Origin of the sequence: Cryobacterium sp. TMT1-2-1, assembly GCF_004403955.1 — a bacterium.
Lineage (GTDB): Bacteria > Actinomycetota > Actinomycetes > Actinomycetales > Microbacteriaceae > Cryobacterium > Cryobacterium psychrotolerans.
The window spans coordinates 1-23,805 of record NZ_SOHC01000060.1 but is presented as its reverse complement, the minus strand read 5'-3'; the positions used below and the strand labels follow the sequence as shown (position 1 = coordinate 23,805).

19 protein-coding genes are annotated in these 23,805 nt (G+C 70.0%); 11 read left to right on the top strand and 8 right to left on the bottom strand.

Annotated features, from left to right (window positions below; genetic code table 11):
* Positions 1–12 precede the first annotated feature (12 nt).
* Positions 13–1,065 carry a ribosome small subunit-dependent GTPase A gene (gene rsgA, locus E3T33_RS10270; protein WP_092323047.1) on the bottom strand — a complete coding sequence of 351 codons (1,053 nt, stop codon included), beginning with the start codon at positions 1,063–1,065 and terminating at the stop codon, positions 13–15.
* Positions 1,066–2,424: a 3-phosphoshikimate 1-carboxyvinyltransferase gene (gene aroA / locus E3T33_RS10265; RefSeq protein WP_092323045.1), complete on the bottom strand. Its 1,359-nt coding sequence runs from the start codon at positions 2,422–2,424 to the stop codon at positions 1,066–1,068.
* Between the two features lie 122 nt (positions 2,425–2,546).
* Here aroA and E3T33_RS10260 point away from each other — a divergent pair, with 122 nt between their 5' ends.
* The 3 genes from E3T33_RS10260 (at position 2,547) to E3T33_RS10250 (ending at position 5,709) form a co-directional block, all read left to right on the top strand.
* On the top strand, positions 2,547–3,182 hold the full coding sequence (locus E3T33_RS10260) for a sigma-70 family RNA polymerase sigma factor (protein WP_241982911.1): 636 nt from the start codon (positions 2,547–2,549) through the stop codon (positions 3,180–3,182).
* Positions 3,179–3,421 (top strand): zf-HC2 domain-containing protein, encoded by a 243-nt coding sequence (locus E3T33_RS10255; protein ID WP_092323044.1) that lies wholly within the window; start codon positions 3,179–3,181, stop codon positions 3,419–3,421. Before E3T33_RS10260 ends, E3T33_RS10255 begins: the two co-directional genes overlap by 4 nt.
* A 155-nt stretch (positions 3,422–3,576) precedes the next feature.
* A complete protein-coding gene (locus E3T33_RS10250; RefSeq protein ID WP_092323042.1) occupies positions 3,577–5,709 on the top strand; it encodes an MMPL family transporter in 2,133 nt (710 codons plus the stop codon).
* A gap of 106 nt (positions 5,710–5,815) precedes the next feature.
* On the opposite strand, the gene E3T33_RS10245 is transcribed toward E3T33_RS10250, so the two are convergent.
* Positions 5,816–9,550, bottom strand: coding sequence for a multifunctional oxoglutarate decarboxylase/oxoglutarate dehydrogenase thiamine pyrophosphate-binding subunit/dihydrolipoyllysine-residue succinyltransferase subunit (locus tag E3T33_RS10245; protein ID WP_134575252.1), 3,735 nt, complete (start codon positions 9,548–9,550; stop codon positions 5,816–5,818).
* Between the two features lie 134 nt (positions 9,551–9,684).
* On the opposite strand from E3T33_RS10245, the gene E3T33_RS10240 reads away from it, so the two are divergent.
* From E3T33_RS10240 to E3T33_RS10225, 4 genes are all read left to right on the top strand, one after another.
* Entirely contained in the window at positions 9,685–11,124 is a 1,440-nt protein-coding gene (locus E3T33_RS10240) for a GuaB1 family IMP dehydrogenase-related protein (protein WP_092323039.1), read from the top strand.
* A gap of 148 nt (positions 11,125–11,272) precedes the next feature.
* Positions 11,273–12,604 (top strand): hemolysin family protein, encoded by a 1,332-nt coding sequence (locus E3T33_RS10235; protein WP_092323037.1) that lies wholly within the window; start codon positions 11,273–11,275, stop codon positions 12,602–12,604.
* Entirely contained in the window at positions 12,601–13,662 is a 1,062-nt protein-coding gene (locus tag E3T33_RS10230; RefSeq protein ID WP_092323036.1) for a hemolysin family protein, read from the top strand. The genes E3T33_RS10235 and E3T33_RS10230 overlap by 4 nt, the downstream gene beginning before the upstream one ends.
* A 67-nt stretch (positions 13,663–13,729) precedes the next feature.
* Positions 13,730–14,107 carry a VOC family protein gene (locus E3T33_RS10225; RefSeq protein WP_092323034.1) on the top strand — a complete coding sequence of 126 codons (378 nt, stop codon included), beginning with the start codon at positions 13,730–13,732 and terminating at the stop codon, positions 14,105–14,107.
* On the opposite strand, the gene E3T33_RS10220 is transcribed toward E3T33_RS10225, so the two are convergent.
* Complete coding sequence (locus E3T33_RS10220) at positions 14,091–15,206, bottom strand: NADH:flavin oxidoreductase/NADH oxidase (protein ID WP_092323033.1); 1,116 nt, start codon at positions 15,204–15,206, stop codon at positions 14,091–14,093. The two genes, E3T33_RS10225 and E3T33_RS10220, sit on opposite strands and share 17 nt — an antisense overlap.
* Before the next feature lie 82 nt (positions 15,207–15,288).
* On the opposite strand from E3T33_RS10220, the gene E3T33_RS10215 reads away from it, so the two are divergent.
* Genes E3T33_RS10215 through E3T33_RS10200 form a run of 4 tightly spaced genes read left to right on the top strand, consistent with a single transcriptional unit; the run spans position 15,289 to position 19,057 of the window.
* On the top strand, positions 15,289–16,146 hold the full coding sequence (locus E3T33_RS10215) for an ADP/ATP-dependent (S)-NAD(P)H-hydrate dehydratase (protein WP_092323031.1): 858 nt from the start codon (positions 15,289–15,291) through the stop codon (positions 16,144–16,146).
* A gap of 2 nt (positions 16,147–16,148) precedes the next feature.
* On the top strand, positions 16,149–17,420 hold the full coding sequence (locus E3T33_RS10210; protein ID WP_092323215.1) for a glycosyltransferase 87 family protein: 1,272 nt from the start codon (positions 16,149–16,151) through the stop codon (positions 17,418–17,420).
* 2 nt (positions 17,421–17,422) lie between these two features.
* On the top strand, positions 17,423–17,743 hold the full coding sequence (locus E3T33_RS10205) for a thiamine-binding protein (RefSeq protein WP_092323030.1): 321 nt from the start codon (positions 17,423–17,425) through the stop codon (positions 17,741–17,743).
* A gap of 9 nt (positions 17,744–17,752) precedes the next feature.
* Positions 17,753–19,057, top strand: a complete 1,305-nt coding sequence (locus E3T33_RS10200) for an MFS transporter (protein WP_092323028.1) — start codon at positions 17,753–17,755, stop codon at positions 19,055–19,057.
* Here the strand turns inward: E3T33_RS10200 and E3T33_RS10195 are convergent.
* The 4 genes from E3T33_RS10195 to E3T33_RS10175 form a co-directional block, all read right to left on the bottom strand.
* Positions 19,054–19,710, bottom strand: coding sequence for a response regulator transcription factor (locus E3T33_RS10195; RefSeq protein WP_092323027.1), 657 nt, complete (start codon positions 19,708–19,710; stop codon positions 19,054–19,056). The two genes, E3T33_RS10200 and E3T33_RS10195, sit on opposite strands and share 4 nt — an antisense overlap.
* 45 nt (positions 19,711–19,755) lie before the next feature.
* On the bottom strand, positions 19,756–21,078 hold the full coding sequence (locus E3T33_RS10190) for a hypothetical protein (RefSeq protein WP_092323025.1): 1,323 nt from the start codon (positions 21,076–21,078) through the stop codon (positions 19,756–19,758).
* A gap of 1,213 nt (positions 21,079–22,291) precedes the next feature.
* Positions 22,292–22,975, bottom strand: coding sequence for a hypothetical protein (locus tag E3T33_RS10180; RefSeq protein ID WP_134575251.1), 684 nt, complete (start codon positions 22,973–22,975; stop codon positions 22,292–22,294).
* Positions 22,975–23,805, bottom strand: an 831-nt coding sequence (locus tag E3T33_RS10175) for a DUF4389 domain-containing protein (protein ID WP_134575250.1), incomplete at its 5' end; no start/stop codon positions are given. The genes E3T33_RS10180 and E3T33_RS10175, both read right to left, overlap by 1 nt.

Below are 23,805 nucleotides of genomic sequence, written 5' to 3'. Positions count from 1 at the left end.
GCCCGACCCCGGTCAGTGGGAGGGGGCGGCGGCGAACGTGGCGAGCAGGCGCTGCAGCGAGTCAAGTCGCGCCTTGCCGGTGTCGCCGAGTTTGCCGGCCTCGACCGTCTCGATGATCGCGCAATCGGGGGAGTCCGGCAGGTGCGTGCAGCCCCTCGGGCATTTCTCCGCCACGGTGGCGAGGTCGGTGAACGCCTTGAGGATGTTGTCGGTGTTGATGTGCCCGAGGCCGAACGAGCGCACGCCGGGGGTGTCGATGACCCAGCCCCGCCCGGCGTCCGTTTCCAGCCGGAGCGAGATCGTCGACGACGACGTGTGCCGGCCTCGGCCGGTCACCAGGTTGACGACGCCGACGGCGCGTTTCGCGTCGGGCACCAGCGCATTGACCAGGGTGGACTTGCCGACGCCGGAGTGCCCCACAAAGACCGTGTCGTGCCCGACCAGGGCCTCGGAGATCGCTTCGAGCGGCATCGCGTCGTCGCGGCTCTGGAAGACGGGCAGGTCGAGGCCGGCGAAGTTGCTGAGGAACACGGCGGGGTCGGCCAGGTCGGTTTTGGTGATGCAGAGGATGGGCGAGACGCCGGCGTCGTAGGCGGCCACGAGGTACCGGTCGACCAGGCGGATCCGGGGTTCCGGGTTGGCCGCCGCCACCACGATGAGCATCTGGTCGGCGTTGGCGACGATCACGCGCTCCACCGCGTCCGTGTCGTCGGCGCTGCGGCGCAGCAGGGTCGTGCGCGGCACGATCCGCACGATCCGGGCCAGGCTGCCCTCGGCGCCGGTCGTGTCGCCGACGATGTCGACCCGGTCGCCGGTGACGACGGCGTGTTTGCGCAGCTCGCTCGCCCGGGCCGCTGTCACCCGGCGCTCGGTGGGCAGGTTCTCGTCGAGCATGACGGTGTACCGGCCGCGGTCGACCGAGAGGATGCGCCCGGTCAGGGCATCCTCGTGGCCCGGCCGTGTCTTGGTGCGGGGCTTGTTCCCCTTGCGGTTCGGGCGCACGCGCACGCTGGATTCGTCGAACTCCGGTTCGTCGTCCTCGGGGGTCGACCACCAGGTGGTCATCTAGTGCGCTGCCCCGGCGAGGAGGCCGTGCCACAGCTCGGGGAACTGGGGGAGCGTCTTGGCGGTCGTGCCGATGTTCTCGATTTCGACGCCGGGCACGGCGAGGCCGATGATAGCGCCGGCGGTGGCCATCCGGTGGTCCTCGTAGCTCTTCCACGGGCCCCCGTGCAGCGGCCGCGGGTCGACGCGCAGTCCGTCCTCGAGTTCCGTGACGGCGCCGCCGAGGCCGTTGATCTCGGCGGCGAGGGCGGCGAGGCGGTCCGTCTCGTGGTGGCGGATGTGGCCGATCCCGATGAACGTGCTCGGAGAATCTGCGAGCGCGGCCAGGGCGACGAGGGCCGGGACGAGCTCACCGCCGGTCGACAGGTCGAGGTCTACGCCGTGGATGCCCTCGCCGGCCGTGACGGTGAGGCGGTCGCCGTCGCGGCTGACGGTCGCCCCGAACAGCGGCAGAAGCTCGGCCAGGTGCGCGCCGACCTGGGTGGTCTGCGCCGGCCAGCCGGTGATGGTCACGCTGCCGCCGGCCACCAGCGCGGCGCAGAGGAACGGGGCGGCGTTGGACAGGTCGGGTTCGATGTCGGCGTCGGCGCCCCCGATCGGCCCGGGGCGGACGACCCAAACGCCTGCGGCCGGGCTCTCGACGCGCACGCCGCGACCGGCGAGGGTCGCGATCGTCATCTCGATGTGCGGCAGGCTCGGCAGGCGCTCGCCGGAGTGGCGAAGGTGCAGCCCGTGCTCGAAGCGCGGCGCGGCCAGGAGCAGCCCGGAGACGAACTGGCTCGAGGTCGACGCGTCGATGGTGATCTCCCCGCCGGCGAGGCTGCCCGTGCCGTGCACGGTGAAGGGCAGCGCGAGGCGGCCGTCATCGTTGATGTCGGCGCCGAGGGCACGCAGCGAGGTGATCGTGGTCGCCATCGGCCGGCGCCGGGCGCCGGCGTCGCCGTCGAATGTCGTCGGGCCGAGCGCGAGGGCGGCGACCGGCGGGAGGAACCGCATCACGGTGCCGGCCAGGCCGCAGTCGATCGTGGTCGAGCCGAGCAGCTCGCCCGGGGTCACCCTGAGGTCGGTTCCGTAGTCCCCGCCGCCGTCGACGGACTCGATCGTGGTGCCCAGCTGGCGGAGCGCTGCGACCATCAGGTCGCTGTCGCGGGAGTGCAGCGGAGAGCGCAGGAGAGAGGGCGAATCGGCCAGCGCGGACAACACCAGCTCGCGGTTGGTGAGCGATTTCGAGCCCGGAAGCGACAGCGTGGCGGCGAGCGGACCGGTCGCGGTGGGGGCGGGCCACGCGCCTTCAGCGTCCGCCGGCGCGGTGTCGCCGTACGGATCGAACTCCGGCTTGGAATATCTCGAGATCAGCATCGGTTATCAGAATAGTCGGTACGAAGTCGAGGGAGGTCCGAGTGGCAGGCGCAGCGCTGATGACCCGGCCGGTGATGACCCGACCGGTCAACCCAGAGGTCCACGGCTTAGGATTGCCGGTGATGACAACAGATGCGACAGCCGGTGCTGAGAAGCGGGACCTTTTCGAAGAGCAGGCCCTGCCGTTCATCGACCAGCTTTACGCGGCGGCGATGCGGATGACCCGCAACCCGTCCGACGCACAGGACCTGGTCCAGGAAACGTTCGTGAAGGCGTTCGCGGCCTTCAAGCAATTCGAGCAGGGCACCAACCTCAAGGCCTGGCTGTACCGCATCCTGACCAATACCTTCATCAATACCTACCGCAAGAAGCAGCGCGAGCCCTACCAGGGAACCATCGACGAACTCGAGGACTGGCAGCTCGGCGGCGCGGAATCGACGACCGCGATGTCGAGCAGGTCGGCCGAGGCCGAGGCCATCGACCACCTGCCGGACAGCGCCGTCAAAGACGCGTTGCAGTCCATCCCGGAGGATTTCCGGCTGGCCGTCTACTTCGCCGACGTCGAGGGGTTCTCCTACCAGGAGATCGCCGACATCATGAAAACACCGATTGGCACCGTCATGAGCCGCCTGCACCGTGGCAGGCGACTTCTCCGTGAGCTCCTGACCGGCTATGCGATCGAGCAGGGTCTCGACGCCGGCCAGGCCGCGCAGCAATCCGTGACAGGGAGCCGGAAGGAATCCGGGAGCATCAAATGACCGACTGTGGATGCGAGAAGGCCAAGGCCGAACTCGAGGAATACCTGCACAACGAACTCTGCGGGGAAGACGCGACAGATATTCGCGACCATCTCGCCGCCTGCGATGACTGCAGCTACGAGCACCTGGTGGGCAAGACGCTCACCGAGGCCGTGCAGCGCGCCTGCACGGAAATCGCGCCAGAGGATCTCCGGGACCAGGTGCTCCTCCGGCTCCGCACGATCCAGTCCGGCCACTGACCGTTCCGCACTGACCCTTCCGCAGCGATTCGCAGCGACCGTTTCAACCTTTTGGACGACGCGGAGCGGGCAACGGGGTCGATAATCTCGGTACCGTGACCAAAACTGCTGCGACTGCGCCCCTGAAAGACCCCAGCCGGAAGACGGACTCCGGAGTGCCCACCTGGTTGCGCGTCCTCATCCCGGTTGCGCTCATCCTGGTCTGGTTCGGGCTGTTCGGCGCTGGGGGCGCCTCCTTCGGCAAGATCAGCGAGGTCGCCACAAACGACCAGGCGCAGCAGCTGCCGGCCAGCGCGGATGCCACCCGGGTGCAGGCGCTGCAATCGGAGTTCCGCGGCGGCGACACCCTGCCCGGCGTGCTCGTGTACCAGAGCGACGGCGCCCTCACCGAGGCGGACCTGGCCGACATCGAGGCCCAGGTCGCAGAGCTCGCCACCATCGACGGGGTGGTGCCGGGTTCCGTCTCCCCGGTCATCGTCTCTGACGACGGTCAGGCCGCGGAGGTCTTCCTGCCCCTCGACACCGCGGTGAAGCCGGCCGAATCCGTTGGCGAAATCCGCGACTACCTCGCCGCCCACCCGATCGACGGGGTCGACGTGTACGCCACCGGTCCGGCCGGGCTGATCGCGGACCTGTCCGGCGCCTTCGCCGGCATCGACGGCATCCTGCTGCTCACCGCGCTCGCCGCCGTGCTGCTGATCCTGATCATTGTGTACCGGTCGCCGTTGTTGCCGCTGATCGTGCTCGGCACGAGCCTCGCCGCGCTCTGCGCGTCGGTGCTCGTCGTCGTGGCGCTCGCCGGGGCGGACGTGCTGATCCTGACCGGGCAGACCCAGGGCATCCTGTTCATCCTGGTGATCGGCGCGGCGACCGACTACTCCCTGCTCTACGTGTCGCGGTATCGCGAGGCGCTGCGCGACCACGAGCGCAAGTGGGACGCGACGCTGGTGGCGCTGCGCGGATCGCTCGAGCCCGTGCTCGCCTCCGGCGGGACCGTGATCGCAGGGCTGCTCTGCCTCCTGCTCAGCGACCTGAACTCCAACAAGGCCCTCGGCCCGGTCTCCGCGATCGGGATCGCCTTCGCCGTGCTCGCGGCGCTGACTCTGCTGCCCGCGCTGCTCCTCTGGGCCGGGCGCACCGCGTTCTGGCCCCTCCGTCCGGCCGTCGGCTCGGCCCACCCGAACCTCGCCGGCGCGGGCCGCGGGCTCTGGCCCGCGGTCGCCCGCCTGGTCAGCCGGCGCACCCGCCTCGTCTGGGTCGCCTCCACCCTGCTGCTCGCGGTGGCGTCGATCGGCGTGCTCCAGTTCAAGGCCGACGGCGTGCCGCAAAGCGACTTCGTGCTCGGAGCGTCGGAGGCCCGCGACGGGCAGGCCGTGCTCGCCGAACACTTCCCCGGCGGGTCCGGAACGCCGACGATCGTGATCGGGCCGGAGGGCGAGCTGCAGAACCTGGCCGACGTCATCCTGGGCACGGCGGGGGTCGACTCGGTCGCCGTTGTCTCAGCGGATTCGGTGAGCGGCTCGCTGCCGGTCACGACGGAGGGGCTGGCGCCGGTCGGGCCGCCCGGAACCCCCGTCGGCGAGCCGACCGTCATCGACGGCCGCGTGATGCTCCAGGCGACGCTCGACGACGTCGGGGATTCCGCGGCGGCCGAGTCCACCGTGCGCGAGCTGCGCACGGCCCTGGCCGACGTCGACGCCGGCGTGCTCGTCGGCGGGACGACGGCGATCGCGGTGGACACGAACGACACCGCGATCCACGACCGCACGCTGATCATCCCGGTCATCCTCGGAGTGATCCTGCTCATCCTGATGATGCTGCTGCGTTCGATCCTGGCGCCGGTGCTGCTCGTCCTCACGGTCGTGCTCTCATTCGGGGCGGCGCTCGGTGTGTCGGCCTGGGTGTTCAACGACCTGTTGGGTTTCCCCGGGGCCGATCCGTCGGTGCCGCTGTTCGGGTTCGTCTTCCTGGTGGCGCTCGGAATCGACTACAACATCTTCCTGATGACGCGGGTGCGGGAGGAGTCCATCCTGCACGGCACCAGGCCGGGCATCCTGCGCGGGCTCGTGGCCACCGGCGGGGTGATCACCTCGGCCGGGATCGTGCTCGCGGCGACGTTCGCGGCCCTGGGGGTGCTGCCGATCCTCTTCCTCGCCCAGATCTCGTTCATCGTGGCGTTCGGGGTGCTGCTCGACACGTTCCTGGTGCGGTCGCTGCTTGTGCCGGCGCTCGCCTACGACATCGGCCCGGCGATCTGGTGGCCCGGCAAGCTGGCTCGGCGCCCGTAGCGCAGCGCCGCCGCCGCACCCGGCCGTCGACAATCGCCGAAACTGCCGAGAACCGCCGTTCCAGTGGCGACTCTCGGCAGGAACGGCGACTCTCGGCGAGAAGCGGTTAGAGCGTCAGCGCCTGGCGCAGCAGGTCGGCCTGCTCGGCGGCGTGGCGCTTGGCCGACCCGGCCGCGGGTGACGCGGATGCCGCCCGGGAGAAGAGCCGCATGGCCCGCGGGCCGAGCTTGTTCGTCTCGAGGTAGAAGAACGGCCACGCGCCCTGGTTCTCCGGCTCGTCCTGCACCCACGCCAGCTCGGCATTCGGGTACAACTCGGCCACGTGCTTGAGTTCGACGGAGGGCAGCGGGTAGAACTGCTCCAGCCGCACCAGTGCGATCTCGGGGTTGGGGTTCTTCTCCAGCTCGTTCAGCAGGTCGTAGTAGAGCTTGCCCGCCATGAAGAGCACCCGCTTGACCGCGTTGCGGTCGGTGATGCGCGCATCGTCGATGACCGGTTCGAACTTGCCGTTGGTGAAGTCGGCCACGCCGCTGGTGGCGCCGCGCAGTCTCAGCATCGACTTCGGCGTGAACACGATCAGCGGGCGGCGCGGACGCATATACGCCTGGCGGCGCAGCAGGTGGAAGTACGACGCCGGGGTCGACGGCCGGGCCACGGTCATGTTGTTCTCCGCGCACAGCTGCAGGAAACGCTCGATCCGCGCCGAGGAGTGGTCGGGTCCCTGGCCCTCGTAGCCGTGCGGAAGCAGGAGCACGACGGAGGAACGCTGTCCCCACTTCTGCTCGGCCGACGAGATGAACTCGTCGATGATCGTCTGGGCGCCGTTGGCGAAGTCGCCGAACTGGGCCTCCCAGAGCACGAGGGCGTCCGCGCGCTCGACCGAGTAGCCGTATTCGAAGCCCATGGTCGCGTATTCGCTGAGCAGGGAGTCGTAGATCCAGAACTGTCCCTGGTTCTCGCTCAGGTTGGCCAGCGGCAGCCACTCCTGGCCGTTGACCCGGTCGTGCAGCACCGCATGGCGCTGGACGAACGTGCCTCGGCGGGCATCCTGGCCGGCGAAGCGCACCGGGGTGCCCTCCAGCAGCAGGGAGCCGAGGGCGAGCAGCTCGCCGAAGCTCCAGTCGATGTTGCCGTTGCGGCTCATGTCGAGGCGCTTCTGCAGCAGCTGCTGCAGTTTGTTGTGCACCGTGAATCCGGCGGGCTTGTTGTTGAACGCGTCACCGATCAGGTGCACGACACCCTCGGGGACCCCGGTCTTCTCCGGCTCTCCGGCCGAGTCGTCCGGCACGCCGAGCGCGCCGGCATCCGAGCCTCCGGGGAGGATGGGCGTCGAGGACGTCTGGGCGGCGTGCGTTTCCATGAACGCGCGCTCGAGCCGGTCCTGGAAGTCGCGGTGCGCGGCCTCGTACTCCTCCTGGGTGATGTCGCCACGGCCGACGAGGCCCTCCGTGTACAGCTTCCGGACCGAGCGCTTGGCCTCGATCAGGTTGTACATCAGCGGCTGGGTCATCGACGGGTCGTCGCCCTCGTTGTGGCCGCGTCGGCGGTAGCAGACCAGGTCGATGATGACGTCGCGCTTGAATTCCTGGCGGTAATCGAAGGCGAGCTCCGCGACCCGGACCACGGCCTCCGGGTCATCCCCGTTGACGTGGAAGATCGGCGCCTGGATGGTCTTGGCGACGTCCGTCGAGTACACCGAGGTGCGTCCCTCGCCGGGAGGCGTGGTGAAGCCGACCTGGTTGTTGACGACGAGGTGGATCGTGCCGCCGGTGCGGTATCCGCGCAGCTGCGACATCTGGAGGGTTTCCAGCACGACACCCTGGCCGGCCATCGCGGCGTCGCCGTGGATGAGGACCGGGAGCGTGGAGAACGTGCCGATGGGCTTGCGGTCCTGCTTGGCCCGCACAATGCCCTCGAGCACGCCGTCGACGGCCTCGAGGTGCGACGGGTTCGCGGCCAGGTAGACCGAGATCTCCTCGCCGTCCGCGCCGCGGAACACACCCTCGGTGCCCAGGTGGTACTTCACGTCGCCGGAGCCCTGGACGGTGCGGGGGTCCTGGGTGCCCTCGAACTCGCGGAAGATCTCGCCGTAGGTCTTGCCGGCGATGTTGGTCAGCACGTTCAGCCGGCCGCGGTGGGCCATGCCGATCGCGACCTCGTCGAGCTTGTGGTCGGCCGCACCCTGCAGGATCGAGTCGAGCAGCGCGATGGTCGATTCACCGCCCTCGAGGCTGAACCGCTTCTGGCCGACGTACTTCGTCTGGAGGAAGGTCTCGAAGGCCTCTGCTTCGTTCAGCTTGCCCAGGATGCGCATCTGCTCGTCGTGGGTGGGCTTGACGTAGGACTTCTCCATCTTCTCCTGGACCCACTTGCGCTGGCCGGGATCCTGGATGTGCATGTACTCGATGCCGGTCGTGCGGCAGTAGGAGTCGCGGAGCACGCCGAGGATGTCGCGGAGGAGCATCAGGCGCTTGTCACCGAAACCGCCGGTGACGAATTCGCGGTCCAGGTCCCAGAAGGTGAGCCCGTGGTTGGCGATGTCCAGGTCGGGGTGGCTGCGCTGCTTGTACTCCAGCGGGTCGATGTCGGCCATCAGGTGGCCGCGGACCCGGTAGGCGTTGATGAGTTCCTGCACCCGGGCGGTCTTGTCGACGGCGCTGGCCAGGTCGACGCTGATGTCCGGGGCCCAATGGATCGGGTCGTACGGGATGCGCAGCGCCGAGAAGATGTCCTCGTAGAAGTTGTGCTGGCCGGTCAGGAGCTCGTGCACGATCTTGAGGAACTCGCCGGAGCCGGCACCCTGGATGACCCGGTGGTCGTAGGTGCTGGTCAGCGTGATGGTCTTGGAGATGGCCAGGCCGGTGAGGGTCTTGACGCTCGCGCCCTGGAACTCCGCCGGGTAGTCGAGGGCGCCGGCCCCGATGATGCAGCCCTGGCCCTTCATCAGGCGGGGCACGGAGTGCACGGTGCCGATACCGCCCGGGTTGGTGAGCGACACGGTGGCGCCGGAGAAGTCGTCGGCGGTCAGCTTGCCCTTGCGGGCCCGGGTGACGAGGTCCTCGTAGGCGGAGAGGTACTCGCCGAAGGTCATCGTGTCCGCACGCTTGACCGCGGGGACCATCAGTGACCGGGTGCCGTCGGGCTTCGGCAGGTCGATGGCGATGCCGAGGCCGACGTGGGCCGGGGCGACGACCGACGGCTTGCCGTCGACCTCGTCGTAAAACACGTTCTGGCTCGGGAACATCTTGAGCGCCCGGATCAGGGCCCAGCCGATGAGGTGGGTGAAGGAGACCTTGCCGCCGCGGGCTCGCTTCATGTGGTTGTTCATGACGATGCGGTTGTCGATCAGAAGCTTGGCGGGAATGGTGCGCACGCTCGTCGCCGTCGGCACGGTGAGGCTGGTGGCCATGTTCGCGGCCAGGCTCTTCGACATGCCGCGGAGGGGCGTGACGACGTCCTTGGCTTCCGCCGCTTCACCGTCGGTGATGATGGCCTGAGGGCTCGTGATCGGCGCGTCGGCGGGGACCGGGAGCGGCTTGGCGGCGAGGGATGTGGTGCGCGCCTGAGGCTGCGAGCCGGGAGCGGCGGCGGGCGGGGCGCTCTCCGCGGCCCGTGCCGGTGCCGCTGCAGCGGGTGTCTCGGCCGCGGGCTCGGCCGCGGTCTGCGCACCTGCGCCGGTCGCGGTCTGGTGGTAGCTCTCCAGGACCGGCCACCACGACTCGTCGACGAGGGACTTGTCGACGAGGTACCTTTCGTACAGCTCGTCCACGAGCCACTCATTCGCTCCGAATTCACCCGACGTAGTCTCGTCGGATCCACCACCGGTCAACTGGCTAGACAAGCCGATCGCCCACTCTCTTCGTTGATTCTGAATGCCCCCGCACGATCACAAAATCGCCGGGTCAAGCTGTCTGTCCAGCCTAATCCCCTCGGGAGCGGCTGCGTTCATCGGCGTGGAGGGCTAGCTTTATTTCCATGCAGTTCTATGGAGCGTTTCCGAGCAACGACCTGACCTACTCCGATGTCTTCCTCGTGCCGAGCCAATCGGAGGTCAGGAGTCGCCTCGACGTCTCCCTCGCTCCGGGAGACGGGACGGGCGCCACCCTGCCCATCGTCGCCGCGAACATGAACTCCGTCACCGGACCGCGCCTGGCCGCCACGCTCGCTCGCCGCGGCGGGCTCGGGGTGCTGCCCCAGGACATGCCCCTGCAGGACCTCGATGCCGCCATCCGCTGGGTCAAGGCGCAGTCGGTGCGGTTCGACACACCCTTCGTTTTCGCCCCGGAAGACACCGTGGCGATGGCGCTGCGCCAGGTGCCGCCGGCGGACGGGCAGGGAATCCTGATCCACGACGCGCAGGGCGGCTACGTCGGCTGCATCGTCGCTTCCCGGCTGGCGACCGCGTTGCCGGATGCGCGCCTCGGCGACCTCCTGCACGGTGCGCTGGCCTCCCTCGACGCCGACGACCTCGACGGCCCGCGGGGCGCGTTCGACCTGATGACGGCCGCCGACCTCGACTTCGCGCCCGTGCTGCATCACGGTGAGATCGTCGGCACGCTCAGCCGCAAGAGTGCACTGCGCGCCACCCTCTACGAGCCCGCTGTCGACGCCCAGGGCCGCCTGCGGGTGGCCGCCGCGCTCGGCCTCAACGGCGACATCGCGGCCAAGGCCCGTGCGCTCGCCGCGGCCGGCGTCGACGTGATCGTGATCGACACCGCGCACGGCCACCAGGCCGGGATGGTCACGGCCATCCGGACCGTCGCGGACCTGGACCTCGGCATTCCGATCGTGGCGGGCAACGTCGTCACCGCCGAAGGCGTGGTCGACCTGGTCAAGGCCGGCGCCAGCATCGTCAAGGTGGGTGTCGGTCCCGGGGCCATGTGCACGACGCGCATGATGACGGCGGTCGGCCGCCCGCAGTTCTCCGCGGTGCTCGAGACCGCCGCCGCCGCGCGGGAGCTCGGCGCCCACGTCTGGGCGGACGGCGGGGTGCGCTATCCCCGCGATGTCGCCCTGGCGCTGGCGGCCGGGGCGGCATCCGTCATGATCGGCTCCTGGTTCGCCGGCACGATCGAGGCGCCCGGCACCCTGTCCGCGGATGCCACGGGAGCCCTGTTCAAGGAAAGCTGGGGCATGGCCTCCACCAAGGCCGTCCGCCAGCGCTTCGACCGCCTCGACGCCTATGAGCTGGCCCGCAAGACTCTGTTCGCCGAGGGGATCTCCAGCTCGAAGATCTACCTCGACCCGCTCCGCCCATCGGTCGAGGACCTGCTCGACATGATCACCTCCGGCGTGCGCAGCTCGTTCACCTACGCGGGGGCGACGACGATCGAGGAGTTCCACGAACGGGCCCGCGTCGGGGTGCAGTCGGCGGCCGGTTACGAGGAGGGCAAGGCTCTGCACGTGTCGTGGTGAGCGCGCCGACCTCCGCTCGTGCCCGGCCGGTATAGTTGAAAGATAATGGACGACCCCCACCCTGCAGCTTCGCCCAGCCCCTGTCCGTTACCCCCTCACCCCGCGCGTTCGCGGGCCGGGCTTTCCCACTTGACGTGCGGTGGAAGCCATGTTTGAGTGGCTGATGCTCGGCGTCGGCCTGCTCCTGACCGTCGGCACCGGCCTGTTCGTGGCCAGCGAGTTCGCCCTGGTCAACCTCGACCGCTCCGAGCTCGAGGCGAGGCGCGACCGCGGCGAGACGCGTCTGGGCCTGACCATCTCGGCGCTCAAGATCACGTCGACCCACCTCTCCAGCGCGCAGCTGGGCATCACGCTCACCACGCTGCTGACCGGTTTCACCATGGAACCCGCCCTCAGCTCGCTGCTCACCCCGCCGCTGACCGGCCTGGGCTTCGCCGAGGCCACCGTGCCCGTCATCGCGACGACCATCGCGATCGTCATCGCCACCCTGGTCTCGATGATCATCGGTGAGCTCGTTCCGAAGAACTTCGCCCTGGCCCTGCCGATCCACACCGCGAAGCTGGTGATTCCGTTCCAGACGGTGTTCACGACCGTGTTCAAGCCGGCCGTGGTCCTTCTCAACGGCAGCGCGAACGGCCTGCTGCGGATGGTCGGCATCGAACCCAAGGAGGAGCTCTCCGGGGCGCGCACGGCGGAGGAACTGTCCTCGCTGCTGCGCCGTTCGGCCAGCGCCGGGCTGCTGAAGAAGGACACGGCGACCCTGCTGCACCGCACCCTGCTCTTCTCGAGCCACACGGCCTCCGACGTGATGACCCCGAGGCCGCGGGTCGCCAGCATCCAGCGGACCGCATCGGCCCAGGCCGTCATCGACCTGACGAAGCAGACCGGCTACTCCCGCTTCCCGGTCGTCGACGAGAGCGTCGATGACGTGATCGGCATCGTTCACGTCAAGCAGGCCGTGGCCGTGCCCAGGCGACGCCGGGCGGATGTCCCCGTCTCCGCGCTGCAGTCGGATGCCCTCCGCGTGCCCGAGACGATGAAACTCGACGGGCTCCTCGCCGAGTTGCGGGGCCGCGGCTACCAGATGGCGGTCGTGGTCGACGAATACGGCGGCACCGCCGGCGTCGCCACGCTCGAAGACCTGGTCGAAGAACTCATCGGCGAGGTGGCGGACGAGCACGACCGCACCCGCGCCGGGGTGGTCAGGTCGCCGGATTCGCTCACCTTCCCCGGCATGCTCCGCCCGGACGAACTGGTCGAGCGCACCGCCATCGTCGTGCCCGAGGACGGGCCGTACGAAACCGTCGCCGGCTTCGTGATGAGCGAACTCGGCCGGCTGCCCGTGGTCGGCGACACCGTGCTGATCCCAGGGGGAGAGTTGACCGTGGAACGCCTCGACGGGCGCCGAATAGACCGGCTCCGGTTCACACCGGACGGCCGGGCACCAACCGAGACCGAGCGCGCGGGGGGCAAGGCATGAGCGACTGGGCAGGAATCGTCTGGCTGGTGGTGCTCCTCGCCGCCAACGCCTTCTTCGTCGCGGCCGAGTTCGCCGTGATCTCCGCGCGCCGATCCCAGATCGAACCGCTCGCCGAAGCCGGGAAACGGAGCGCCAAGACCGCGCTCTGGGCGATGGAGAATGCCACCCTGATGCTGGCCACCACGCAGCTGGGAATCACGATCTGCTCGCTGCTGATCCTGAACGTCTCCGAGCCGGCGATCCACCACCTGCTCGAGGGCCCGCTTGCCCTGACCGGGCTGCCGGAGGAGGCCATCGGGGTGATCGCCTTCGCGATCACGCTCCTGGTGGTCTCGTACCTGCACGTCGTGCTGGGCGAGATGGTGCCGAAGAACCTGTCGTTCTCGGTGCCGGACCGTGCCGTGCTCATCTTCGCCCCGCCGCTCGTGCTGTTCGGGCGGCTCGTGAAGCCTGTGATCGTCGCGCTCAACTGGGCCGCGAACGGGGTGCTGCGACTGTTCGGCGTGCAGCCCAAGGACGAGGCGACCAGCACCTACACGCTGGACGAGGTCGCAACCATCGTCAGCCAGTCGACCAGGGAAGGCCTCCTGTTCGACGGCAGCGGCGCGCTCAGCGCCGCATTCGAATTCACCAACCGCACGGTGAAGGATGTCGCGGTGCCGCTGGCCAAGCTGGTCAGCCTGCCGGAACCGGTCAGCCCCGCCGACGTGGAGAGGGCGGTCTCCAAGCACGGGTTCTCCCGGTACGTCCTGGTCAACCCGAGCCGGGAGCTCACCGGGTACATCCACCTCAAGGACGTCATCGACCTCGACGGCGACGCCTCCGCCGGCGCCGGCCAGGGAAGCTACGCCGAACCGATCCCGGCCAAGCGCGTCCGGCAGCTGGCCTCGATCTTCGAGGGCACCGAACTCGAGGACGCGCTGGCGACCATGCGTCGCACCGGGGCGCACGTGGCCAGGACGTTCACCTCGGCCGGCGAGACGACCGGGGTGCTCTTCCTCGAGGACATCATCGAGGAGCTCGTCGGCGAAGTCCAGGATGCCACCCGCCGAGAGTAACGGGCCCCTCGCGCCGGGCGCGACCCCGGCGTAGCCTGTGCGCTGGGGTTGAAGAAGGAGGCAAATCATGCTGAAGAATTCTGAGCTCATCGCGGTGCTCCCGGCCAAGGACCTGGGACGCGCCAGGGAGTACTACCGCGACAAGCTGGGACTGGAGGTTGCGGAGGAGACTCCCGGCGGCCTCGTCTACCGGATGGCGTCCGGGGCCGCGTTCCTGCTCTACGAAACGAGTAACGCGGGCACGGCCAGGAACACCCAGATGTGCTGGACAACTGCCGATATCGAGGCCGAGATGGCGGAGTTGCGCGGTCGCGGAGTCGTCTTCGAGGAGTACGACCTGCCCGGGCTGAAGACGGAGAACGGGGTCGCGACGATGGACGGCGAGCGCGGCTCCTGGTTCATCGACAGTGAGGGCAACACCCTCTGCCTCACGCAGCAGACGTAGCCCGGTCCTCCGGTTCCGGCCACTGGGCGCGAAGGTACTGCGGCGGCCAGTAGTCGAGGGTGACGCCGAGTTCGTGCGCGGCCCGCAGGGGGAAGTGCGGGTCGCGCATCAGCTCGCGGCCGAGCATCACCGCGTCGGCCTGGCCCGACGCCACGATCAGTTCGGCCTGGGCCGCGGTCGTGATGAGTCCGACCGCGCTGACCCTGACATCCGCCTCGGCCTTGACGGATGCCGCAAGCGGCACCTGGTAGCCGGGCGAGAGCGGGATGCGCACGCCCGAGACGTTGCCTCCGGAGGAGATGTCGAAGAAGTCGGCCCCGGCCGCGGCCGCCCAGCCGGCCACCGTGGCGGTCTGCCGCTCGTCCCATCCGCCCGGCGCGTAGTCGGTCGCGGAGAACCGCACCAGCAGGGGAACGGTGTCCGCGATCGCGGAGCGCACCGCCTCGACCACGCTGAGGAGCAGCCGGGCGCGGTTCTCCAGCGACCCGCCGAACTCGTCGGTGCGGTGGTTGCTCAGGGGGGAGAGGAACTGGTGCAGCAGGTAGCCGTGCGCGGCATGGATCTCGACGACGTCGAAGCCGGCGCCCACCGCTCGACGGGCGGCGGCAGCGAAATCGCGGATGACGGCGTCGATCCCGGCCGCGTCCAGGGCAACCGGGGCGTCGTATCCGGGGAACGGCACAGCCGTGGCCGACACGGTCTGCCAGCCGCCGTCCTCCTCCGCCATCGTCCCGTGTCGATCCGCGCCCCACGCGGGCCAGACCGATGCCTTACGGCCGGCGTGGGCGAGCTGGATGCCCGCTGCCGCTCCCTGCGAGTGGATGAAGCGCACGATCCGGGTCCAGGCCTCGGCCTGCGCGTCGTTCCAGAGGCCGGTGTCGACGTCGGAGATGCGACCCTCGGGGCTGACCGCGCTCGCCTCCGCAATGACGAGGCCGGCGCCGCCGGCGGCCATCGAGCCGAGGTGCACCAGGTGCCAGTCTCCGGGGACGCCGTCCTTTTTGGCAATGGCGTACTGGCACATCGGGGCGACCCACAGGCGATTTCGGAAGGTGACTCCGCGCACGCTCAGCGGTTCGAACAGGGCGGCAGTGGTCACTGGGATCCTTGGGGGGCGCGGGTGACGGTCGGGCGCAGGGCGCGACTGACCAATCGATCTCGAAACAACCTATCGTGGGGGCATGGCAAAACGGCGGGGATGGCTGGAATGGGAAGCCGAGCAGGCTCGGGACTGGATCGCCGTGCCGGGGCGCACCGACGACAAGTACTCCCGCGGGGTCCTGGGGATTCACACGGGCTCCGATGACTACCCGGGCGCGGCGGTCCTCGGCGTCGAGGCGGCGCTGCGCACCGGCGTCGGCCTCGTGCGCTACCTCGGCCCCGAACGCGCATCGACCCTCGTGCTCCAGCGTCGGCCGGAGGTCGTCACCGTCCCGGGCCGGGTTCAGGCCTGGCTGCTGGGCTCCGGCATGAACCCCAGGGAGCGCGGTGCCGGGGCCACTGCGGCGCTCGAGCGCGCCCTCGCCGAGGGGCTGCCCACCGTCTGCGACGCCGGGGCCCTGGCCCTGGCCGGCCGGGCGACCGGGCCGACGGTGATCACCCCGCACTTCCGCGAACTGGCCGGCCTGCTCACCGCGGGCGGAAGCCCGGTGACCGCCGCCGAGATCGCGACCGCCCCCGGCGAGTGGGCCATCCGCGCGGCTGAGGCGCTGCGGGTGACGGTGCTGCTCAAGGGCGCCGTGACCCACGTCGCCTCGCCCTCCGGCGCGCTCCTGACCGTCTCGACCGCGCCGGCCTGGCTGGCGACGGCCGGATCCGGCGACGTGCTCGGGGGCATCCTCGGAGCCCTGCTCGCGACCCACTCCGACCGGATCGCGGCTGATGCCGAATCGATCGCCGCGCTGGCCGCGACCGCAGCGCTGATCCAGGCGCTGGCCGCCGACCGGGCCTCGGCCGGCGGGCCGATCGCCGCCCTCGATGTGGCCGAGGCGGTGCCCGGGGCGATCGCGGAGCTGCTGGGCGCGCGCGGGGGAGAGTGAACGTGACCGCCCCGGACGCCCCGGCCGCCGTCGTTCGCGGCCGGCCCTTCGGCGCGAGGCGGACCGCGCTCTGGAGCGCATTCGGGCTCGTGCACGCGCTGCTGATCCTGCTCTGTTTCGTCAGCCCGGGCTGGCCGCTCGGTGACGTGGAGCAGGTGTACCGGTCCTGGGCCGAAGGGGCCGCGTCGGGGCGCTTCCAGGTCGGTATCGACACGCCCTTCGTCTACCCGATCCTGGCGTTCGGGCCGATCATCCTCGCTCTCGCCTTCGGACCGGCGCTGTACGCGGCCACCTGGCTCGGTATCGTCACGCTGCTGGATGCCGCCGCCTTCGCGCTGCTGCTCCGTCGCCCGGGGGAGGCCGCGACCCGTGCGGCCTGGTGGTGGCTCGGCTTCCTGCTCCTGCTCGGGCCCGTCGCCCTGGCCCGGATCGACTCGGTCACCGTGCCGATCGTGATCGTGGCCCTGCTCCTGCTCGAATCGCGCCCGCTCTGGGGGGCGGCGCTGCTCACGATCGCAACCTGGGTGAAGGTGTGGCCGTTCGCGGCGGTCGCCGCCCTGGTCGTCGCGTCGAGGGACCGCGGCCGGGTGCTGGGAACCGCCGCCGGAACGAGCGCCGTGATCGTGCTGATCGCCCTCATCCTCGGCAGCGGCCTCACCGTGTTCAGCTTCGTCACCGAGCAGACCGGTCGCGGCATCCAGATCGAATCATCGGTGGGGCTCGCCTGGATGTGGCAGGCTGCCGCCGGGCTGCCGGGCAGTTTCCTCTACTACGACCACGAGATCCTGACCTACCAGGTGACCGGGCCCGGCATCGATCTCGCCATCGTGCTGATGACGCCCCTCCTGGCGCTCGCCGTCGTCGCCGTGCTGCTGCTCGGCTGGCGCGCCATGCGGGACGGTGCCGGTTTCGACCGCCTCTATCCGCCGCTGCTGCTGGCCCTCGTGCTGACCCTGATCGTCTTCAACAAGGTGGGGTCGCCGCAGTTCATGGGCTGGCTGGTCGCCCCCGTCATTTTCGGGCTGCTGGTGCGCCCCGGCGCCTGGCGGACGCCCGCTGTGCTGGTCGCCGTCCTGGCCGGCCTGACCCAGCTGATCTACCCGCACCTCTACGACTGGCTGCTTCTGGCGCACCCCGCCATGGTCCTGCTGCTCACGCTGCGGAACCTGCTCGAGGTCGTCCTGCTCGGCTGGGCGATCCGGGAGATCTGGCGATCCCCACGTCCCGACTACCGGACCGGCGCACGCCGGCTCACCCCCGATCCGAAGGAGTAACCATGTTGGTCGCATTCTCAGTAGCCCCGTCCGGTGCCAACGACGCGGAGGGATCGGTGCACAGCGCCGTCGCCGCGGCGGTGCGCGTGGTGCGCGAATCCGGCCTGCCCAACCACACCGACTCGATGTTCACGACGATCGAGGGGGAGTGGGACGAGGTGTTCGCGGTAGTCAAGGCCGCGACCGAGGCCGTCGCAGCCTGGGGGCCGAGGGTGTCCCTCGTGCTCAAGGCAGACATCCGAACCGGCCGAACCGGCGAGCTGACCGGCAAGGTCGAGCGCCTGGAAGCCGCGCTCAGGGAAGGCCGGGACACCACGCCGTAGGCTGGAGGCATGCCCCCCTCCACCCACGGGCCGACGCAGCTGTCGCCGGCCCGTATTCGTCTTGCCCTCTTCGCCCTGGCCCTGGGCGGCTTCGCGATCGGCTCGACCGAGTTCGTGGCCATGGGCCTGCTGCCCAACCTCGCCGCGGACCTGCTGCCGGGGCTTCACGCGGCGCAGCCGGATGTCGCCAACGCGCAGGCGGGCTGGCTCATCACCGCTTACGCGCTGGGCGTCGTCGTCGGGGCGCCGACCATCGCCGCGGCCGCAACCCGCTGGCCGCGGAAGAAACTGCTGCTCGCCCTGCTCGTCGCTTTCACGCTCGGGACCATCGCCTCCGCCCTGCTGCCGAGCTTCGGGCTGGTGCTCGCGGCTCGGTTCGTCGCGGCGCTCCCGCACGGCGCCTACTTCGGTATCGCCTCCCTCGTCGCGGCCGACCTGATGGGGCCGGGCAAACGGGCCAGGGGCATCGCCGTGGTGCTCTCCGGCCTGACCATCGCCAACGTGATCGGCGTCCCTGCGATCACCTGGCTGGGCCAGGTCGCCGGATGGCGCGTGGCGTACCTCGCCGTGGCGGGCATCTTCGCGCTCACCTTCCTGGCCGTCGCCCTGGTCGTCCCCTTCCAGCCAGGGAACCCGCACAGCAGCATCCGGAGAGAACTGCGCGCGCTCGGCCGGCGGCAGGTCTGGCTGGCGCTCCTGATCGGCGCCATCGGTTTCGGCGGCCTCTTCGCCGTGTACACCTACGTCTCCCCGCTGGTGATGGACGTCACCGGCCTGGCCGCTTGGGCCGTGCCGATCGTGCTCGTCGTTATCGGCGCCGGCATGACCATCGGCAACCTGGTCGGCGGCGTGCTCGCCGACCGCAGCGTGCGGCGCACGATGTACGGAGCCTTCGGCGTCCTGGTGGTCGCGCTCTCCGCGCTGGCGCTCTCCGCGCGATTCCTGGCCGGGCTGCTGGCGGGCGTGTTCCTGGTCGGCGCGGCGGCTGCGGCCCTGGGGCCGACGATCCAGACCCGGCTGATGGATGTCGCGCACGACAGCCAGTCGATCGCCGCGGCACTGCACCACTCGGCGCTCAACGTCGGAAACGCCCTCGGTGCCTACCTCGGCGGCGTCGCCATCGCGGCCGGCCTGGGGTACGTCGCCCCGGTGTGGATCGGGCTTGGGCTCAGCGGGCTCGGCATCCTGCTCGCGGTCGTGACCTTCGCCATCGACCGTTCACGCCGGCGGTTGGGCGTGCACGTGCCCTACGGAACCGCGGCGATCACGGTCGTGCCGGCCACCTGGTTACGGGCACACTTGCCGGGCGGTTAGTCGGTCTGGAGCAGGATTCCGTCGCGGATGGCGCGCTTGCGCAGGGCGACCTTCGTGCCGACGTCGTGGCCGGCCAGGCGGTACTTCTCCCGGATGCGCTTGAGGTACGACTTGGCCGTTTCCTCGGAGATGCCCAGCTGGTAGGCCACGGCCTTCACGGGCTCACCGGCGCCGTAGAGTGCCATCACGCGGCGCTCCTGCGCGCTCAGGCGAGGGGAGTCCCCGTCTGAGCCGGCGTTGAGGGCGAGGTCGAGTTCGGCCGAGATGTACGATTCGCCGTTGTAGGCCGCGCGGATCGCCTCGACGATCATGCCGGCCTCTTCGCTCTTGACGAGGTAGCCGAGCGCGCCGGCGGCGAGTGCCTCCCGCACCAGGGCCGGCTCGGAGTAGGTGCTCATGAGCACGGTCTTGACGCCCGTCGTCTTCAGTGTCGAGATCTTCAGCGACACGGGGATGTTGTCCTTGAGGTCGAGGTCGAGCAGCACGACATCGACCGGGAACTCGGGGTGGGTGAGCAGCTCCGGCCAGGTCGTCACGGCGGCCACCATGTCGATGTCGTCGGCAGCGCCGCGGATCCACTCGGTGAGGGCACCCAGGAGCATTCGGTGGTCGTCGACCAGGGCCAAGCGGATGGGACCGTTGCTGTGCGTCACTGCTTCCTCCAACTGCCTCTGAGCCCGGTAGGCCACTTGGGAATCCTAGGCGTCCGCGGGATTGTCGACACTGCATTCGATATCCACTCGAAGACTTCCGTCCCGAATGGTATCGACGTGAGGGCCGACTATTCGGATAGCTTGCCACGTCTCGGGGTCTACTCGGCGGCGTGGCACACCTGTCGTCATCAATTCGATCGGGAATCGGACCTTCTTGCGAGAAACCGTGCCATGGGTCGGCGATATCGGCCCCAAAGTGAGCGAAACCGTCGACGCGGTCCGGGCGGTGTCGCTGATCAACAGCCAGATCGTGAGCAGGAGGGCATCGCGCTGGCTCGGCGCCAGCAGCCCGGCGAGCCCGGATGGGTCCTGCACCGTCACGGACGGGCCGAGGAACTCCGATTCGGTGACGGCGTGGTGCAGCCAGGTCTCGGTGCGGCCGTTGATGAGGTGGAGCCGCAGCTGCGTCGCGAGGGAAGCCGCAGTGGATGAGGTCTCCGGTGCCAGCGGCAGGGGAGTGCGCCCCTGCGCGACGTCGTCGAGGAGCGTCTCGGCGTCCAGGTCGAGCCGGGCCAGCTCCTCCGAGGCGAGCATGCCGACGGCGTAGCGGGGCTGGGAGACGGTGCTCTGCACCAGGACCAGGTCCAGTTCCAGCTCCACCATCCGCCGAAACGACCGCACGATGATCACGCCGAGCACCGGCGGGACGATGCCGAGGGCGATGCTGAGGATTTCGGGGGCCAGGGTGAGCAGGCTGGCGCGGTCCTCGAGGAGTGCCGCACCGGCCGTCAGCACACCGAGCACCCCCGTTGCCGCGAGCACATCGCGGGGCTCGCGCAGGGTGACCAGGCCGGTGAGCAACGCCCCGACGGCCGGGGCAGCGGTGGGGTAGACGTCGGCGTAGGACCGGCCGGCCGACCCGGCCAGGTCGAGGATGACGACAACCGCGCCGGTGATGAGCGCGAACGTGAACAGCCAGGGCGGCATCCGCGTGGACGACCTCTGCACGACCGCGACCGTGAAGACCGTAGCGATGAGCAGGATCAGCCAGGCGGCCAGGCTCGGCAGCGGGCTCGGCGTGCCGGGCAGTTGCACCACGAAGCGCCAGAACAGGAAGACGGCGATCGATCCGCCGCTGAAGACCAGTCCGACACCCAGGTGCCGGCCGCCGAGGCCGTTCGGGTCGGCGCGGGCGGCCTTGACGATGCGGCCCGTCCGGCGCAGGCTCCGGCGCGCGTCCGGGCGTGTGGCGCCGGGACTCGCTGGGGCCTGGCCTGCGGCGCCGGGGGTCACGGCGGCACGGCTGACCGCGCCCGGAGCGACCGCGCCCGGAATGACCGCGCCCGGTTCCACGGTCGGGCGGCTCACTTGGGCNGAGCACAACCGTCGTGCCCGACCCGGGCGACGAGAACAGGCGGGCGTTGCCGCCGACGTCCCGGAGCCTGGCCACGACCGACTCGGTGAAGCCCAGGCGTTCGCTGCCGACTCCGTCGAGGTCGAAGCCGACCCCGGCGTCGGTGACCATCGCGCGGACGGTGGTGTCGTCATCCGTGATCGTCACATCGGCACGTTTGACGCCGGAGTGGCGACGCACGTTCTCCAGGCACTCGCCGAGGGCGAGCAGGAAGGAATCGAGGACCGTGCTGGGCAGCAGGACCTGCCCGCTGCCGTGCCAGTCCACCTCCAGCCCCATCCGGCCGAAGCGCTGTTTGACCGACTCGAGCGTGTTGCCGAGGGTGGATTCGCTCGCCGGTTCCAGTGTGTACACGCCCGAACGCCGCGGCGTGGGCAGCCCGCCCAGGCGCAGCTGCCGCAGCAGCCGGGCGTCGTCCCCGGCCTGTTCCCGCAGGGCGTCGGGGCTGACGCCGACGCCGGAGTGTGCGAGCAGCGTGAGGGTGGCCAGGACGGTGTCGTGCAGGAGTCGCGCGTCCTGCCGGCGCTGCGCTTCGAGCTCGCTCGCATGGCGTTCGGCGCGGTGAGCGCGCCCGATCGCGGCGATGCGCTGCATCGCACGAGGGATGCTTTGGCCCATCCACCACCCGCCGAGGGTGGTGGCGAACCATCCGGAGATCGTCAGGGCCAGGGGAACGATGGTGCCGTTCGAGGTGACCGTGGCGGCGACGACGCTGGCCACGGTGAAGCCGAGCACGGATCCCAGGGTCACCAGCCGGGACAGGCTCACCACGAGGACGATCGCCACGGAGCTCATCGCCCCGGCAGCGACGGCCGCGATGACGGATTCCTCGACGAGGTTCATCCGGGGTTCGGGCGGCCGTCCGAAGCCGATCAGCAGGATGACGGCCATGCCGGTGAGCACGGTCATCACCACCCAGCGGATCGCGCCGGTGTGGCCGAGCAGGTACTGCCAGCCGGCCATTGCCAGCACGAGCAGCACGCAGCCGAGGAGAATATCGGGGGCCAGGCCGCCCGGGACGAGCATGCACAGCAGCGCCGTGACGGAACCGGCCAGGCCGGTCGCGCGGGCCGCTCGACGCAGCAGGCGGTCGCGCTCTTTCAGTAAGCGGTCGCGCTCTGTGAAGGTGCGTTGCATGGTCGCCTGTCGTCTGACGCGTGAGATGCGTTACACAGCACCATATCGGGCCGGAGGTGCCGACGTCGCCCGGCGCGAGGCTGCGCGGAGCATCCGGACCAGAACCAGCCCGGTGACGACGGCCATGCTCACGGCCATCAGGGCGCCGGCGCACACTCCGATCACCAGGGTGAGCCACAGCGCCTGGCCCGGCTGCCAGAGCGGGGTCGCCACCGCGAAGAACACCGACAGCCCCACGCACCAGGCCGCAGCCGTGCCGGCCACCCACCAGCCGCTCCCGGCCAGGTGGCGGCGCAGTTCCAGCCACTGGGCGAAGCCGATCGAACAGAGGAGCACCGCCGCGGCGAGGGCGCCCACGGCGATCTGCGCGCCGAGCGGCCAGGCCGGCCAGGCCTCGGGGTCGCTCCACAGCAGCAGCCCGATGAACCAGGCGATCGCCGCCGCGACCGCGGTGCCGGCAATCCACCGGGCCGCCGAGAGAGCGGGGAGCCGGCGGGTCAGCACGTGCGCCTGGGACCAGCCGAGCAGCGCCCCTTCGGCGGCGCCCGCCGCCACCAGGGCCGCCGTGACCATCGACGGGTTCAGCAGGGTTGCCGCCACCTGCGCGAGCGCCGGCGCCAGGAACCCCACGGCCTCTCCCGCGCTCACCCAGGCGACCCAGGTCAGGAGGAGGCGGGAGTCCGCACGCGCCGGAAGTGACGCTCCCCTGGGCATCAGGCCGTGCTGGGCGCCACGGCCTCGTTTCGCCTGGCGGCGGCCGGATCAGTGCCGCCCAGGTCGAGGCGGAAGGGCGGATACTCGTCCCGCATGAGGGCGGTGTACACGATCACCCGGTACGACCACCGGTTCAGCCCCAGGATCAGGTCGAACAGCGCCCGCCGGTAGCGCCCGGTGAACAGCAGGATGACGGCGGCGACCAGGACCAGCATCCCGAGCAGCGACAGGCCGGCGTTCGGGACGAAATCGGTCCGGCCCTCGGCGTAGCTGTACGTCATGACGCCGGTCGTGACATCGTCCGAGGGCGCGCGCCAGGCCCAACCGCCGCCGGTGAACGCGGCCACGATCAGGAGGTGCGGGATGGCGAGCAGCCACGATTTGACCAGCACCAGCCCCCGGGAAAGCCGCTCCGGGTAGTCGACCTCGAGTTCGGCGGGGTAATCAGCCGGCGAGAGCGTGAACGGCGGATATCGATCGGTGCCGAGGGCCGAATACGAGTAGAAGGCCACCCGCCAGCTCCAGCGGAGCACTCCGACGTTGAACGTGAAAATGGATTCGGGGTACCGGCCGGTGAACAGGATGGCGAACCAGGCGATGATCGAGCTGAACACGAACGCTATCCACAGGAACACCAGCACGAAGATGTGCGGGATCACGAGGAACCACTTGACCAGCCACATCCAGTTGGAGAGCTGGGGGTCCAGTTCGCCGTACAACCGCGCGGGGTAGGCCCACGACTCGGGCTCGCCGGCCGGAACGGCGGCCATCGCGGCGGCGCCACCGCCGGCGGCGCCCGCGCTCGCCGGTCCCGGAGCCGGTCCCGCTCC

Coding starts and splice junctions, on each gene's coding strand:
- rsgA (WP_092323047.1), bottom strand. CDS start 1,065: ATGACCACCTGGTGGTCGACCCCCGAGGACGACGAACCGGAGTTCGAC.
- aroA (WP_092323045.1), bottom strand. CDS start 2,424: ATGCTGATCTCGAGATATTCCAAGCCGGAGTTCGATCCGTACGGCGAC.
- E3T33_RS10260 (WP_241982911.1), top strand. CDS start 2,547: ATGACAACAGATGCGACAGCCGGTGCTGAGAAGCGGGACCTTTTCGAA.
- E3T33_RS10255 (WP_092323044.1), top strand. CDS start 3,179: ATGACCGACTGTGGATGCGAGAAGGCCAAGGCCGAACTCGAGGAATAC.
- E3T33_RS10240 (WP_092323039.1), top strand. CDS start 9,685: ATGCAGTTCTATGGAGCGTTTCCGAGCAACGACCTGACCTACTCCGAT.
- E3T33_RS10235 (WP_092323037.1), top strand. CDS start 11,273: ATGTTTGAGTGGCTGATGCTCGGCGTCGGCCTGCTCCTGACCGTCGGC.
- E3T33_RS10230 (WP_092323036.1), top strand. CDS start 12,601: ATGAGCGACTGGGCAGGAATCGTCTGGCTGGTGGTGCTCCTCGCCGCC.
- E3T33_RS10225 (WP_092323034.1), top strand. CDS start 13,730: ATGCTGAAGAATTCTGAGCTCATCGCGGTGCTCCCGGCCAAGGACCTG.
- E3T33_RS10215 (WP_092323031.1), top strand. CDS start 15,289: ATGGCAAAACGGCGGGGATGGCTGGAATGGGAAGCCGAGCAGGCTCGG.
- E3T33_RS10205 (WP_092323030.1), top strand. CDS start 17,423: ATGTTGGTCGCATTCTCAGTAGCCCCGTCCGGTGCCAACGACGCGGAG.
- E3T33_RS10200 (WP_092323028.1), top strand. CDS start 17,753: ATGCCCCCCTCCACCCACGGGCCGACGCAGCTGTCGCCGGCCCGTATT.
- E3T33_RS10180 (WP_134575251.1), bottom strand. CDS start 22,975: ATGCCCAGGGGAGCGTCACTTCCGGCGCGTGCGGACTCCCGCCTCCTC.